Here is a 14,151-nt window from a genome sequence, read left to right on the forward strand (position 1 = left end):
TTCTTTGGGCAAAATAGAGTCCTCCGATTGGAAAGAGAGGAACTCGTTTAAATATAAGGTGATACTGAATGAATAAATGTAAACCATATTGAATACATGTAGACCGCAAATAAGAAAGGAAGAGTGAAACGATATGAGTAAAAAAGTACAGCTGGAGCCCGCAGCGCAAAAATTCGCAGACGATAATGCCAAGCCTCCGTTTCTGTATGATTTGGGTCCTGAAAAAGGACGTGAAACGGTCAATGAGGTTCAATCCGGTCCAGCAGATAAACCTGCCGCAGATCTGGAGGATCTGTCGATTCCAGGTGGCCCTGGCGGTGAGGTGAAGGTCAGAATTGTTCGTCCACAACAGGTGACAGGTGATCTCCCGGTCATTGTATATATCCACGGAGCAGGCTGGGTATTCGGTAATGCTCATACGCATGACCGTCTGATTCGTGAATTGGCAGTAGGCTCACAGGCAGCTGTTGTATTCCCTGAATACAGCTTGTCACCTGAAGCTAAATATCCGACGGCGATTGAGGAAATTTACGCGGTCGTTCAATGGGTGGCACAGCATGGGCGCGAGCATGGGCTGAAGCTCGATACGCTGACGATCGCCGGAGATAGTGTCGGTGGTAACATGACTGCAGCTGTAACTCTGCTGGCCAAAGAACGCAGTGGCCCTGCCATTCGGCAACAGTTGCTGTTCTATCCGGTGACGGACGCTTCTTTTGATACGGAATCGTACCATGAGTTCGCCACAGGGTATTTCCTGAGCCGTGAAGGGATGCAATGGTTCTGGGATCAATATACGACAGATCCTAACGAACGAGCGCAGATCACGGCGTCCCCGTTACGTGCCACCACGGACCAGCTCAAAGGGCTACCGCGTGCGCTGGTTATTACAGGCGAGGCCGATGTGTTGCGTGATGAAGGGGAGGCCTATGCGAACAAGCTGCGTGAAGCTGGGGTAGATGTAACCGCTGTACGCTTTCAGGGCATCATACACGATTTTGTGATGTTGAACCCATTGTCGGAAACCGCGGCTAAGCGCGGTGCGATCACGCTTGCTACCTCGTGGCTGCGCCAAGGGTTTGGGGGCTAATTGTATAGACGAGTGAAGGAATACACAGTTAGTATGTAAGGAAGCGCCTCCCAGCTCATAGCGGGAGGTGCTTCTTTTGGTTCTGTTTATATAATTCTATTTGCGTTTACCATATAGCGGTTTTCTATTCTTGCCTAACTTACCTAATTTTCCAGGTGATTTTATAAAGCTGAACTTCCCTAATTTAAAATTGGTTTTTCTTTTTTTCGCCACTAGAGTACGTCTTGACTTAGATGCACTTTGGGTACTATCTACAAGGTTTAGAGTGTAGTTTTCAAAATTGCCAACATTGATCTCCTCGAACCCCACGCTTCTACAGCCCTGGCCCTGGCAACTTGCTATCCAGCATCTTGTGAAAGCCTCTCTAGGAACATCTGTGTAGAAATCACCGCCCCACGAATTACCAAAACTGTCATGTCCGTAGACATAAAACGTTTGGTTTGCGGCTGATCCAGCTACAAGAAATGCGCGTCTACCGGGTTCTATACGGTACCACCCTCTCTTAGCATAGGTGATAGGACTACAACCAGAATCATAGTATCCAACGGCAACTGAAATAGGGTTAGACGTACTGTTACGAACATAAAAACCCATTCTATTCACTCCATTCTTTGAAAGATTAATATCAATCTATGTGAATTCTCTGAAAAAGTAATAGACATACGGACAACCAAAAAGTACAAAAAAAGAACATGAGATGATCCATGGATGTGGTTTATAAATAAAGGAATATATGGAGTGTAAAGGGATATTCTTATGGAACCGCTTCACGTTCGTCGACCAGAGTGATAATATAAAATTTGAACGAATTTGACCGCCATTCGGCCTAAGGAGGATATCCATGCCATTTCAGGGACAACGCATTTTACCTGCAGCTAAGCACATGAAGCAGTTGGAGGATATTTTGGACAGCTCTTATGAGTATGCTGTTTTTCTGGATACGCATGTAGCGCAGTTGCGCAACTTGTACCAGATGGCAAGGAGCCGCAACAAGCAGATGCTTCTGCATGCCGACCTGGTGCAGGGTTTGAAGAATGACGAGTATGCCGCTGAGTATTTGTGTCAGGAGATTAAGCCATTTGGGATTATCTCGACCCGTTCCGGGGTGATTGCAACCGCCAAAAAAAAGGGAATTCTTGCTGTACAGCGAGTGTTCCTGCTGGATACGATTGCGCTGGAAAAAAGCTACGCACTGGTGGAAAAAACGCGTCCCGATTATATTGAGGTGCTGCCTGGTGTTGTGCCACCGATGATTGCGGAGGTCAGTGAACGTACAGGGATTCCCATTTTGGCTGGCGGACTTATTCGTACCCCTGAGGATGTGGAGGCGGCGTTGGCAGCGGGAGCTACAGCAGTTACCACCTCCAATAAACAACTGTTTGAGCACTATAAGCGATAGCTTCTATTTGAATCAAGTAGGCAACATACATAAAGCAAGGAGACTGAAAAATGATGGAACAGTACATTCTTGCCTTGGATCAGGGCACAACTAGTTCGCGGGCCATCTTGTTTGATTGGCAGGGGAAAGTGGTGTACAAGGCACAACGGGAGTTTCCGCAGTATTTTCCCCAGCCGGGATGGGTAGAGCACAATGCGAATGAAATATGGAGCTCTATTTTGGCCGTCATCGCCTCTTGTCTGTCGGAATCAGGTGTGAAAGCCGGTCAAATTGCTGGAATTGGCATTACCAATCAACGGGAAACTGTGGTGGTGTGGGATAAACATACAGGCCTGCCGATATATCATGCGCTGGTATGGCAGTCACGGCAAACGGCCGGGATTTGCGAGGACTTGAAAGGCCGTGGACTTGATCAAACTTTTCATAGCAAAACAGGGCTGCTCATTGATCCCTACTTTTCGGGTACCAAAGTCAAATGGATACTCGACAACGTTGAAGGAGCGCGAGCCCAGGCGGAACGCGGAGAGCTGTTGTTCGGTACAATCGATACCTGGCTGATCTGGAGACTGTCTGGCGGTAAAGCGCATGTAACGGACTATTCCAACGCTGCTCGTACGCTAATGTACAACATTTATGAGCTGAAATGGGATGAGGAGCTGCTGGATATTCTCGGCGTTCCTGCGTCTATGCTGCCGGAGGTGAGGTCATCCTCCGAAATATATGCGAATACGGTGGATTATCATTTTTTTGGACAGGAAATTCCCATTGCCGGAGCGGCGGGCGATCAGCAAGCAGCTTTGTTCGGTCAGGGCTGCTTTGACAAAGGCATGATTAAAAATACATACGGTACGGGCTGCTTTATGCTGATGAATACCGGAGATGAACCCTGTGAATCAAAGCATGGACTGATTACGACCATTGCATGGGGGTTGAACGGTCAGGTGAAGTATGCGTTGGAGGGCAGCATTTTTGTAGCCGGGTCTGCTATTCAGTGGCTGCGTGACGGGCTGCGTATGTTCCGCGAGGCCAAGGACAGTGAAGCGTATGCGGCGCGGGTGACCTCAACGGAGGGTGTATATTTTGTCCCAGCCTTTGTAGGTCTTGGCAGCCCGTATTGGGACAGTGATGTGCGCGGCGCGACCTTTGGCTTAACACGGGGAACATCCAAGGAGCATTTTATACGAGCGGTACTGGAATCGCTGGCCTACCAGACCAAAGATGTTCTAACCGCCATGGCGAGCGACTCGGGTGTACCTGTGCGCTCATTGCGTGTAGATGGGGGCGCAGTGATGAACGAGTTCCTGATGCAGTTCCAGAGCGATATTCTCGATCTGCCTGTGGAACGACCTGCTGTGAACGAGACAACGGCACTGGGGGCGGCGTATTTGGCAGGGCTGGCAGTCGGCTTCTGGGACAGTTTGGATGAAGTCCGGGGATATGCTCAGAGTGACCGAACCTTCACTCCGACCATGAGTGAAGAAGTGCGGGCTGAACGATATGGCGGCTGGAAAAAGGCAGTCCATGCCGCGATGGCGTTCAAGTAAAGGTGGTTTTACGACAGTAGGCAGTCAGCTGACAACAGGCAGATTCCCCTTTTCATCGTGTACTGTGTATGCTACGATATAGATAAGTTAATACTCGTCAGGAGACTTGGAGAGACCATGAACCGCTCGGCATCCGCCGCAGCGATGTTCGTGGTCTTTTTTTGTATCTTTTGGTGATTCGGTGTCAGATGGCAAAGCAGACATGTACGAAATTGGAGGGATAGATGATGGGAGAACAGGGATTTGCTGCACAGGAGAGAACGGCTGTTTTGGAACGTATGGGACGTGAGCATTTTGATATTTTAATTATTGGTGGCGGCATTACAGGGGCGGGAATTGCGCTGGACGCTGCGGATCGTGGTTTGAAGACAGCTCTGGTGGAAATGCAGGATTTTGCAGCAGGCACATCCAGTCGTTCTACCAAGCTGGTGCATGGCGGTCTTCGTTATTTGAAGCAATTTGAGGTTAAGATGGTAGCCGAGGTCGGGAAGGAACGAGCTATTGTATTTGAAAATGGTCCTCACGTGACCATTCCGGAGCGTATGTTGCTTCCTTTTCACCAGGGCGGCACATTTAATGCGTTCACCACCTCGATTGGTCTGCTGGTGTATGACTTCCTCGCTGGCGTGAAGCGTAGTGAGCGCCGCCGCATGCTGGACATCCAGGCTACGCTGGAGCGCGAGCCTTTGCTGAAGAGAGAGGGACTGAAGGGAAGCGGTAGTTATGTGGAGTACCGCACAGATGATGCTCGCCTAACGATTGAGGTGATGAAGGAAGCCGTTACACGAGGGGCGCTGGCCGTGAACTATGCCAAGGCTGACAAGCTGCTGTATGACAGCGGACGAATAAGCGGCGCCAGTGTAACCGATCGGATCACGGGAAAGCCATACGAGATCAGGGCTTCGCTGGTCATTAACGCTGCCGGGCCATGGGTAGATACATTGCGGGAAATGGATCGCTCCAAAGAGGGCAAGGTGCTTCGCCTGACGAAGGGTATCCACCTGGTATTCGATGCTGGGCGCTTCCCGCTTCAACAGGCAGTGTACTTCGATACACCGGATGGACGCATGGTATTCGCGATCCCGCGTGATGGCAAAACCTATGCAGGTACGACCGATACGGTATATGAGGGGGATACGTCGCATCCCCGGATGACCGCCGAAGACCGGGCGTATGTGCTTCAAGCGATCAACGGGATGTTCCCGGATGTGAAGCTGACGGTTGCAGATGTGGAATCCAGTTGGGCAGGAGTACGCCCGCTCATTTATGAAGACGGTAAAAGCCCTTCGGAAATTTCACGTAAGGACGAAATTTGGGAATCCCGTTCAGGTCTGATCACGATTGCAGGCGGCAAGCTGACAGGCTACCGGAAAATGTCCGAACTCGTCGTGGATCGCGCGGTGCGGGGGCTGGGCCGCTTGCATGGGCAAAGCTTTCGGGCATGCCGCACGAGGCATATCCCGATTTCGGGCGGCAATGTAGGCGGTTCGGCGGGTTGGGACGCTTTCGTGAGCAAGCAAGCCGCAGCGGGTGCCGCGCTCGGTCTGTCGCCAGAAACCGCCAGAGCATGGGCTGCTCGCTATGGCTCAAATGTGGAGCGACTGTTCGCCATAGCGACACGGAGCATGAAGAACGCCACCGAGACGGAAGCGGCGTTGCCTATAGAAGTGCGTGTTCCGCTATTGTACGCGATGGAACAGGAAATGACGGTGACACCGTCTGACTTTTTCATACGTCGCACTGGAGCACTGTTCTTTCAGATTGACGAGGTGAAGCGCTGGAAGCAGGCTGTCATTGCATGGATGTCCGAGTACGCAGGCTGGAGCGCCGAGCAAGAACGCCAATATACGACTGAGCTGGATGCTTATCTGTATGAAGCTGTGACACCTGTAGAGGTAGAGGCGGAACCCAGCGCTGTTAAAGCCATCTGATACAGCGTGAGGGATGCGTATCCTTTACCGCTCCGCTTCTCTACAATCGTTTCGTTTCTCACCACTGCTTTAAGCGAAAAAGGGTCCTACAAAACAAAAGCAGCGATTCTCTATTCATAAGAGAATCGCTGCTTCATTGTATACAGATGGCTTACAGCATCAGGTGGAACAGGAATGGGGCAGCCGCCAAGGTAAAGAGAGCGGCGAGCACCATCGAGATGCTGGAAATCGTACCTGTCAACGAACTGAACTCGAACGCTTTGGAAGTACCCGTACCATGAGCACCGGTACCAAGCAATACCCCGCGTGAAACCTCATTTTCAATCCGAAACAGTTTGACAATCATCGGGCCGATAATAAGACCGCTCAATCCGGTCAGAATAACGAATACAGCCGTGACCGTCGGATTACCGCCAATCGTTTGCGATACATTCATCGCAATAGGTGTCGTAATGGAGCGAGGAATCAGGCTGCTCAGCAGCGAGGAGTCCAGGTGCATCCACTTGGCGAGCGCCATGGAGGACAGCACGGCTACGACAGATCCAGATAACACGCTAAGCACGATTTGAGCCGCGTGTTTCTTTAACACAGGGAAATATCGGTACAAAGGGACAGCAAATGCAATCGTAGCTGGCTGTAGCAGCATGGATAGAAAATGAGCGCCTGAATTATAAGAACGGTAGTTCACACCCGTCAGCGTCAAAATCAAAATGATAACCACAGGTGTAATGAGCAATGGGGACAAATACACCTTGGGCAATGTGCGGTACATGCGTTTGGCCATCCAGTAAATAGCAAGTGTTAATATAATACATAGAAGACCGGTCATGATGATTTATGCTCCTTTCGTTTGCCAAGCAGACTGGCGATCATACCTGTGCAGGCCATCACCAGGAAGGTGCCGAGCAGCACGACCAGCATAATGCTCATGCCGTCGTGTTCCAGCATCGGCCAATAATTCATAACACCAACAGCGGAGGGAATAAAGAATAATAGCAGCTCGGCCAGCAACCAGTTAGCGCCAACCTCGATCCAGCTTAGTCGAACCACGCCCGTTTGCAGCAGAATAAAGAGAATCAGCATACCGATGATACTACCGGGTACAGGCAGGTGGAGCCAGGAGACCACCGCGTTCAGGATGAGCGAAAAGGCCATCAGGACGGCGATCTGAAGGACACCGCGTATGAAGCTTTTCATATATAAAGTCTCCTATCTTCGAGATCCGTTATTTTCAAACTGTAATGAAATTTTACATCACAAGCTTTCATGAGTAAAATGCATATAAAGAATGAAGTCTATTCCGTTTGTCTATGGAAGAAGGTGTAGCTTTGGATATCCGACATTTGCAATATTTTCTGGAAGTCGCGCGGTTGCGCAGCTTTACGAAGGCAGCCCAGAGCATGTTTATTACCCAGCCGACGATCAGTAAGACGATTAAAAGCCTGGAAGAAGAATTGGGAGTTACTCTGTTCGATCGGATTGGCAAAAAAATCGAACTGACGGATGCGGGCAAGGTCATTGAGCTTCAGGCCCAAGCGATTGTGAAGTCCTTTCAGAGCCTGTCCTCGGAACTGAGTGATTTGATGAACCTGAAAAAAGGACATATCCGCATTGGTCTGCCTCCTATGGTCGGATCGAGCTTTTTTCCGCGTGTCATTGGTGAATTTCACAAGGCCTTTCCCGATGTGACGATTCAATTGTTCGAGGATGGAGCGAAGAAAGTGGAGCAGGACGTAGAAGCTGGCGCGCTGGATATCGGGGTGATTGTGCTGCCACCGGTTGGAGATATGTTCGAGACATTCCTATTTGTGGAGGAAAAGTTGAATCTGCTCGTTCATCCTACACATGCATTGGCTGAGTGCAAGGAGGTGCCGCTATCTGCGTTAGCAGAGGAGGCGTTTGTGCTGTTCCGTGAGGATTTTACGCTGCATGACCGTATCATTGCCGAATGTGTTCGTGCCGGCTTTCAGCCGCGTGTAGTCTACGAAAGCTCTCAATGGGATTTGATTAGCGAAATGGTTGCTGCCAACCTGGGAGTAGCGTTATTGCCGGAGGCGATATGCCGGGATTTGGATTCCGAACGTTTGCGTGTTCTTCCGCTGGTGGACCCTGTCATTCCTTGGCATTTGGGGATGATTTGGCGGAACGATCGGTATCTGTCCTTTGCTGCCAGAGAGTGGATATCCTTCACACAGCGATTGTTGCGGACAGAATATGGCGGAAGTCGTCGGTGAGAAGGACGGAAGTGGCTTACATCATAAAAAAGCTGCCCTGAGGGGCAGCGAAGTAGCTTGCTTTTATGAGTGTGTTTGGTTGATTGCGCGCTTGGTGTGAAGGTACTTGTCCATAATACGGTCAAGCCTGGAGGATTTGTCCAATACACGTTCATCTCTTAATCCGTGTAAGTCAGCCATGCGATTCAGTTCACGGCGTTCTTTTTCCATGAGTTTTTCCAATTGTTCGAGGTTCACAAAGCCCACCCCCCATGTCGATTGTAAGGCATGTCTCCACTAGCGGCAGAAGTTTTTTTGATAACGATGTTATTTCCATTTTACCACTTTTTATTAACATTAATCCAGCTTTCCTGACATTTAGCGACTAATAATTATGGTTTTGCCAACTTTACCCGATTGCGTCCTGACCGTTTAGCTTCATATAATGCTTCGTCTGCTTTTTCGAGTAAGTGCCTTGATGCAATGACAGGAGAACTGCCTGCTCCGATGGATACGGTTAAAGAGATTATGGTTCCGTCATTCAAGAGAAAACATTCATTTTCCACAGCTTTCCGAATCTTCTCAGCAAAGCTTGCCGCCTTTTCGGTATCACAATCTCCGAGTAAAATTGCAAATTCCTCTCCGCCCTTACGGGAGGGATATGCTCTTGTTGTAGATTCCCGGTTTAACAGAATTCCCAGTTGGCTTAAGACGGTGTCTCCGTTCAAATGGCCATACGTATCATTAATTTTTTTAAAGTGGTCAATATCTAGCATCACGAGTCCAAAGGGTTTTTTTGTAGTCTTGGAAGCATGAAGTACCTCTTCGAACAGCGCATCAAAAGCACGCGGACTGTATAACCCGGTTAAATGATCCCGGTTTGCAGCTTCTTCCAGCAGATGAATAGCCCGTTCTGTTTTTTTGATATGGGACATCATAAAATAAGTGAACAAGCCGCCAAGCATCTTAACGGTTGTGATTATTATAATAGTTTCCGAATTCGGAGGATTAGCCACAAAGAAAGTAGATAACAGCGACACAACAACAGCTCCAAGCACGGCTGACATCCATTTGCCGAGTGTTAGCTTTTTTTCTCGAATAAAGATAAGTGAAACGACTAATGTCATGAAGCAATTGACAGTAGCAGTCAAAGAAATATCCGTCCAACCTCCAGTGATGTAAATACGGTACAGGCTTATGATCAGAGTGGTCAGTAGTCCGGATACTGATCCTCCCATATAAACAGATATGATAATCGCCAATTGGCGCAGATCAACCACAAAGTGCCCACGAATCCATAAACCGGTCATCATTAACAGAATGCCAAACAGACCCAGCATTAAACCATTCATTACCCGGTGAATAAGTGCGTGGTTTTTCAGGTAACGTTCATATTTCCGGGAAAATAAATTTCCAAAGAATAAGAAGCTCGTTAATAACGCAAAATTGTTAATTAATTCTTTTAACATGTTCCTGTCCTTTTTGCTGTAATGTGAGTTGTAGTATCGTTGGGAATAAAGTAAAAGGCCTCGTTTCTATATTTCGGTAAAAAGTAGATATGAATGAATACCAATCGACCACAAACGATTCTTATGTCCCTTACGTTTCGTTGATCTACGTGGTACAGTGTAAGGACTATGACCGGAACGGGTGATCGTATGAAGGAACCAATTCACATTTCGGTGCGTCCACTTGTGGAATATGTGCATCGAAGTGGCAGCATTCAGAGCGGCTTTCGTTCGAATAGCAGTATGCAGGAAGGAACTCGCGTGCATCAGGTTATTCAGAAAGGTTACAAGGAGCATGACCGCAAAGAGGTGCATTTACGTACAGAAATTTTGTATGAGGGCGAATTGTTTATCATTGAAGGCCGCTGTGACGGATTGATTGAGCTGGATGGCGTATGGACGGTTGATGAAATTAAATCAATCTCTCAGCCCCTCGAAGATATTCAGGGGGACGGCCAGCCGGTGCACTGGGCACAAGCATTTCTGTATGCCTATATGATTGCTCGTGAGGAACAGCATCATTCCATGCAAGTTCAACTTACTTATGTACAAGCACACAGTGAAAATATTCGCCGCTTCAGACTGATGCTAGCTTTTGCAGAGCTGGAGGCTTTCGCTCAGGAAATGATTGCTGGTTATGCACCGTATGCATTCCTGCTGAGAGCACATGCGGAGAAGAGGGATACCAGTATTGCTATGTTGGAGTTTCCTTTTGACACGTATCGCTCAGGTCAACGAACTCTAGCGGGTTCGGTGTATAAGACGATTGCCGAAGGGGTTAACCTGTTTGCCAAAGCACCCACAGGTATTGGTAAAACGGTATCCACTTTGTATCCTGCGATTAAGGCGATTGGCGAAGGACTGGCTAGGCGAGTATATTATGTAACGGCTCGTACCACCACTCGGGCAGCAGCTGAAGAGGCATATGCCCGAATGCAGGCCCAAGGGCTACACATGCATGTGGTAACGTTGACGGCGAAGGATAAAATTTGCTTCAAGGATGAAAACGATTGCGATGCAGGAGCATGCAGCATGTGCGAGGGCTATTACGACCGGATTAACGGTGCGGTGTCCGATATTTTGGCGAATGAGACGTTAATGACGCGGGCGGTGATTGAGCATTATGCGCGCAAGCATAAGGTATGTCCCTTTGAATTTTCGCTAGATGTGGCGTATGCCTCAGATGGTATAATCAGTGATTATAATTATGTTTTTGATCCACGGATTTCTCTGAAAAGATTGCTGGAGGAGCACAAGCGAAAAGGTGTTGTGCTGGTGGATGAGGCGCATAATCTGGTGGAACGCGGTCGGGACATGTTTTCGGCGGAAATCCTTAAATCTCCTTTTTTGGAACTGAAGAGAGAATTTAAGTTGCTTAGCCCTGAGATTGCTGCGGCTGCGAGTGCAGTGAACGCACATATGATTACGCTGCGCAAGCTGCATGCAGATACAGGAAAAGCAGTGGAAACATCAGCACCGCAAGGGGTGCTAGAGCTGTTAGTGCCTTTTGTGGAAGCTGCTGAACGTGAACTGGTGACGGGGAGCAGTACAAGCCGCGCAAGCAGTGAGGGGACGGCCTACGCATTGCTTCTGGATACGTATTTTACCGCTCAAAATATGCTGCGAATCGCTGCTCTATACGATGAACGTTACGTTACTTATATTGAAGCGGGGCGCAGTGAGGTGAGGATCAAGCTGTTCTGCCTCGATCCTTCGCATTTGCTGGGACAGGCTGTAAAGAACTACCGCTCAACTATATATTTTTCGGCGACATTGACACCGCTTGCTTATTACCGGGACATGCTCGGAGCAAGCGAGGAAGACTATACGTTACAGGTCCCTTCCCCTTTCCATCAGGAGCAATGGGATGTACGCCTGCTGCCGCTCTCCATCCGTTATCGGGATCGTGAGCGTTCCAAAGGGGCGATTGCCGATATGCTGGCTGGATTGGTTGCTGAGCGGAAAGGGAACGTCCTTGTGTTTTTCCCGTCTTATCCGTATCTGCGTGAGGTATATGAGGAGTTCATGCTTCGGGACGTGTCTGCAGATACGTTGGTACAAAGTCCAGGTATGACCGAACCGGAGCGTGATCGGTTCCTGGACACCTTCCAGCCTGGGCAAGAGCGTACCCTGCTTGGGTTTGCCGTACTAGGGGGTGTGTTTGCTGAAGGCGTCGATTTACCGGGTGATCGCTTAAACGGGGTAGTGGTCGTCGGCGTCGGCTTGCCGCAAATTGGAGCGGAGCGGGATGTGCTGCGGGATTATTTTTCGGAACAGGGACGAAATGGTTTCAACTATGCGTATGTATATCCAGGGATGAACAAGGTTCTTCAGGCAGGTGGCAGACTTATTCGCACAGAGCATGACGAAGGGCTGCTGGTCCTGGTAGATGATCGTTTTGCCAAGGAGCCATATGCTTCTTTGCTGCCAGACGAATGGAAAAGCTACCGTTTGACGGAACAAGCAGATTTAAGGAAGGAATGGATGGACTATGAATTTTAATTTTCATAATGACTCCATACGCGGGGTGCTGCGTAGCTTTGGACATGAGGATGCCGAAGTAGATAATATAGAGACTTTTGTGACATTTGCGCGCTTGGCTAACGGTATTTTCAGGGAAATGGATACAGATTTGACCAAGTTGGGGGCTTCTCAGGGCCGGATTATTGTTCTTAGTCTGTTGCATTGCCATGCGCCGCATCGCATGACACCATCGGAGTTAGCGGAAAAAGCGGATGTCACGCGTGGAACCATGACGGGGTTGATCGACGGATTAGAGCGAGATGGCATGATTGAACGTGTGGCTCATGAGAGTGACGGACGGATGGTGACTGTCGGCTTAAAAGAGGCAGGACGAGAGCTATTAAGTAAGATAGTCCCTTATTATACGAAGCTGATTCGGTCATGCATGTCTGAGTTTACGCCACAGGATCATAAGATGATGAAGGGTTTGCTTGGAAAAATGAAAAACGGTTTTGAGCGGTCGTTGCCGAAAAGCTGAATTCCTGATGTCGGGGATAAGGAATAGGAGAGGGAAATATGTTCTTTTATACAGATGAGGTCTATGAAGGCCGTGATTTTGGCTCAATGGATGCCAGAGAAGGCGAGTGGAGAAATTGCGAGTTTACCCGTTGTCGCTTTCGGGGTGTAGAGATGAATGAGTCTCTTGTAGAAGGTTGTACCTTTGTGGACTGTGATTTTACCGGAGCCATCCTGAATGCATCTCACTACAAGGAGTCCGCTTTTACCAATTGTCTATTCACCAGCGCGAATCTGTTTGTAGTCCGGTTTGATAACTGTAAGCTGGTAGGTTCAGACTTTGCAGGGGCAAATATGGATGGGATCACGATTACGGGCGGAGACTGGTCCTATACGAACTTACGTCATGCAGATTTAAGAAAACAGGATTTGCGAAAAATACGCTTCAAGGAAGCTGATTTATCCGAATGCCATCTGGAAAAGGCAGATTTGCGGGAGGCGGATCTTACTCGGGTAAGGCTGCACAAAGCCCACCTTCAAGGAACAGACCTGCGCGGTGCGAAGATGGATGGCGTGAATTTTAAAGATTTGGACATCACCGGAGCTAAGCTAGATATCGAGCAGGCCGTAGCAGTGGCCCGCTCCTATGGAGCCAAGATAGATGGTTAAAAGCACGGAGATACAAGGGCTGTCTCGACCTGTGTTACCCCGTGCTGGAGAATTGGAGAATACTAAGTCTGAAAAATTATTCTTTATGGGATGCCGGCAGTAGCGGAATCGCTGCTGCCGGATTTTGATTTGGCAACTGATCAACTCCCACGGGATCTAGAGGCTGCTGTGGTACTGTCCAGTTGCGTGCCGTATCTGCGGCAGTTTGCTGCTCCAGCAGGCGTTTGGCCACTTCGTAGCACTCATCAATATGCCGGTTGCCAATGGTCCGCATTGCAGTAAAGCCAATCGCTGCGGCTAGTCCTTGCCCCAGTAGAGGGACAAACTTGCTAACCTGCTTGGTGGCGATGCGAATGCCCATTTTCTGCAAAATCTTCACGATGGCTTCTCGGGTGATGAGTCGTCCGATTAGCTTGCTGCCAATTGAAGTGATAAAGCCATACACCATCGACTTTGTTTCTGCATCCAGACCCTCCAACTGCTGCTCAGATAATCCGAATTTTTCATTAATGGCAGGCAGTAGCTGCATCAAAATGCCGACATCAGCAAGAACGTCAGCCCCTGGAATGGGGACCAATACAGCTCCCCCTGAAGCTGCGGCCCTTTTCGTCACCATGGATTTACACTCTTTGCGGATCTGCTCCAACTCTTCTATTGTTCGGACTGTCATATGCATCTCTCCTTCCTACGCTTCCGATTAGGACCCATGCCTCTACCCTGTTATTACACACAATTCTACCTTTTTTAAGCATGGAGCAGATAAAAAAATCCCTGATGCACGTACTATCACACATTTACTCCTGTGTAGCGATCAGGCATAA

At 48.9% G+C, this 14,151-nt stretch carries 14 protein-coding genes; 8 read left to right on the top strand and 6 right to left on the bottom strand.

All coding sequences use genetic code 11. From position 1 onward, the window contains the following. The first annotated feature begins 133 nt into the window (after positions 1 to 133). On the top strand, positions 134 to 1,087 hold the full coding sequence (locus G9G57_RS01575; RefSeq protein ID WP_117288800.1) for an alpha/beta hydrolase: 954 nt from the start codon (positions 134 to 136) through the stop codon (positions 1,085 to 1,087). 96 nt (positions 1,088 to 1,183) lie between these two features. Here the strand turns inward: G9G57_RS01575 and G9G57_RS01580 are convergent, their stop codons facing one another. Continuing rightward, entirely contained in the window at positions 1,184 to 1,681 is a 498-nt protein-coding gene (locus G9G57_RS01580; protein WP_016822728.1) for a DUF1036 domain-containing protein, read from the bottom strand. A 247-nt stretch (positions 1,682 to 1,928) separates the two neighbouring features. Between G9G57_RS01580 and G9G57_RS01585 the strand changes: the two genes are divergently transcribed. The 3 genes from G9G57_RS01585 (at position 1,929) to G9G57_RS01595 (ending at position 5,961) form a co-directional block, all read left to right on the top strand. Further along, on the top strand, positions 1,929 to 2,486 hold the full coding sequence (locus tag G9G57_RS01585) for a glycerol-3-phosphate responsive antiterminator (protein ID WP_031462425.1): 558 nt from the start codon (positions 1,929 to 1,931) through the stop codon (positions 2,484 to 2,486). 53 nt (positions 2,487 to 2,539) lie between these two features. After that, the gene (glpK, locus tag G9G57_RS01590; protein ID WP_117288930.1) at positions 2,540 to 4,030 is read left to right on the top strand and encodes a glycerol kinase GlpK; all 1,491 of its coding nucleotides are present in this window, start codon (positions 2,540 to 2,542) and stop codon (positions 4,028 to 4,030) included. A gap of 227 nt (positions 4,031 to 4,257) precedes the next feature. Continuing rightward, positions 4,258 to 5,961: a glycerol-3-phosphate dehydrogenase/oxidase gene (locus tag G9G57_RS01595; protein ID WP_049828225.1), complete on the top strand. Its 1,704-nt coding sequence runs from the start codon at positions 4,258 to 4,260 to the stop codon at positions 5,959 to 5,961. A 151-nt stretch (positions 5,962 to 6,112) separates the two neighbouring features. On the opposite strand, the gene G9G57_RS01600 is transcribed toward G9G57_RS01595, so the two are convergent. Continuing rightward, entirely contained in the window at positions 6,113 to 6,790 is a 678-nt protein-coding gene (locus tag G9G57_RS01600; protein WP_016822732.1) for a CidB/LrgB family autolysis modulator, read from the bottom strand. Then, positions 6,787 to 7,158: a CidA/LrgA family protein gene (locus tag G9G57_RS01605; protein ID WP_016822733.1), complete on the bottom strand. Its 372-nt coding sequence runs from the start codon at positions 7,156 to 7,158 to the stop codon at positions 6,787 to 6,789. Before G9G57_RS01605 ends, G9G57_RS01600 begins: the two co-directional genes overlap by 4 nt. 131 nt (positions 7,159 to 7,289) lie before the next feature. Here G9G57_RS01605 and cidR point away from each other — a divergent pair, with 131 nt between their 5' ends. Next, positions 7,290 to 8,195 (top strand): cidABC operon transcriptional activator CidR, encoded by a 906-nt coding sequence (gene cidR, locus G9G57_RS01610; RefSeq protein WP_025366094.1) that lies wholly within the window; start codon positions 7,290 to 7,292, stop codon positions 8,193 to 8,195. A gap of 63 nt (positions 8,196 to 8,258) precedes the next feature. Here cidR and G9G57_RS01615 read toward each other — a convergent pair whose 3' ends face one another. Both G9G57_RS01615 and G9G57_RS01620 read right to left on the bottom strand, forming a co-directional pair. Continuing rightward, on the bottom strand, positions 8,259 to 8,432 hold the full coding sequence (locus G9G57_RS01615; RefSeq protein WP_013373596.1) for an aspartyl-phosphate phosphatase Spo0E family protein: 174 nt from the start codon (positions 8,430 to 8,432) through the stop codon (positions 8,259 to 8,261). Positions 8,433 to 8,566: 134 nt separating this feature from the next. Beyond that, complete coding sequence (locus G9G57_RS01620; protein ID WP_164964400.1) at positions 8,567 to 9,643, bottom strand: diguanylate cyclase; 1,077 nt, start codon at positions 9,641 to 9,643, stop codon at positions 8,567 to 8,569. Positions 9,644 to 9,811: 168 nt separating this feature from the next. On the opposite strand from G9G57_RS01620, the gene G9G57_RS01625 reads away from it, so the two are divergent. From G9G57_RS01625 to G9G57_RS01635, 3 genes are read left to right on the top strand one after another with little or no spacing between them, the layout of a single operon-like run. Continuing rightward, positions 9,812 to 12,184: an ATP-dependent DNA helicase gene (locus tag G9G57_RS01625; protein WP_164964401.1), complete on the top strand. Its 2,373-nt coding sequence runs from the start codon at positions 9,812 to 9,814 to the stop codon at positions 12,182 to 12,184. Further along, the gene (locus tag G9G57_RS01630) at positions 12,174 to 12,683 is read left to right on the top strand and encodes a MarR family winged helix-turn-helix transcriptional regulator (protein WP_016822737.1); all 510 of its coding nucleotides are present in this window, start codon (positions 12,174 to 12,176) and stop codon (positions 12,681 to 12,683) included. Before G9G57_RS01625 ends, G9G57_RS01630 begins: the two co-directional genes overlap by 11 nt. Before the next feature lie 38 nt (positions 12,684 to 12,721). Further along, entirely contained in the window at positions 12,722 to 13,330 is a 609-nt protein-coding gene (locus tag G9G57_RS01635) for a pentapeptide repeat-containing protein (protein ID WP_019688903.1), read from the top strand. A gap of 76 nt (positions 13,331 to 13,406) precedes the next feature. On the opposite strand, the gene G9G57_RS01640 is transcribed toward G9G57_RS01635, so the two are convergent. Further along, on the bottom strand, positions 13,407 to 14,000 hold the full coding sequence (locus tag G9G57_RS01640) for a hypothetical protein (RefSeq protein ID WP_017428635.1): 594 nt from the start codon (positions 13,998 to 14,000) through the stop codon (positions 13,407 to 13,409). Between the last annotated feature and the right edge of the window lie 151 nt (positions 14,001 to 14,151).

The sequence above is a fragment of the Paenibacillus sp. EKM211P genome, from assembly GCF_011066175.1.
In the GTDB taxonomy this organism is placed as follows: Bacteria; Bacillota; Bacilli; order Paenibacillales; family Paenibacillaceae; genus Paenibacillus; species Paenibacillus polymyxa.

What these genes read in the sequence shown, in the direction of transcription:
- G9G57_RS01575 (WP_117288800.1), top strand. Translation starts at nt 134, where the DNA reads ATGAGTAAAAAAGTACAGCTGGAGCCCGCAGCGCAAAAATTCGCAGAC.
- G9G57_RS01580 (WP_016822728.1), bottom strand. Translation starts at nt 1,681, where the DNA reads ATGGGTTTTTATGTTCGTAACAGTACGTCTAACCCTATTTCAGTTGCC.
- G9G57_RS01585 (WP_031462425.1), top strand. Translation starts at nt 1,929, where the DNA reads ATGCCATTTCAGGGACAACGCATTTTACCTGCAGCTAAGCACATGAAG.
- glpK (WP_117288930.1), top strand. Translation starts at nt 2,540, where the DNA reads ATGGAACAGTACATTCTTGCCTTGGATCAGGGCACAACTAGTTCGCGG.
- G9G57_RS01595 (WP_049828225.1), top strand. Translation starts at nt 4,258, where the DNA reads ATGGGAGAACAGGGATTTGCTGCACAGGAGAGAACGGCTGTTTTGGAA.
- G9G57_RS01600 (WP_016822732.1), bottom strand. Translation starts at nt 6,790, where the DNA reads ATGACCGGTCTTCTATGTATTATATTAACACTTGCTATTTACTGGATG.
- G9G57_RS01605 (WP_016822733.1), bottom strand. Translation starts at nt 7,158, where the DNA reads ATGAAAAGCTTCATACGCGGTGTCCTTCAGATCGCCGTCCTGATGGCC.
- G9G57_RS01620 (WP_164964400.1), bottom strand. Translation starts at nt 9,643, where the DNA reads ATGTTAAAAGAATTAATTAACAATTTTGCGTTATTAACGAGCTTCTTA.
- G9G57_RS01625 (WP_164964401.1), top strand. Translation starts at nt 9,812, where the DNA reads ATGACCGGAACGGGTGATCGTATGAAGGAACCAATTCACATTTCGGTG.
- G9G57_RS01630 (WP_016822737.1), top strand. Translation starts at nt 12,174, where the DNA reads ATGAATTTTAATTTTCATAATGACTCCATACGCGGGGTGCTGCGTAGC.
- G9G57_RS01635 (WP_019688903.1), top strand. Translation starts at nt 12,722, where the DNA reads ATGTTCTTTTATACAGATGAGGTCTATGAAGGCCGTGATTTTGGCTCA.
- G9G57_RS01640 (WP_017428635.1), bottom strand. Translation starts at nt 14,000, where the DNA reads ATGACAGTCCGAACAATAGAAGAGTTGGAGCAGATCCGCAAAGAGTGT.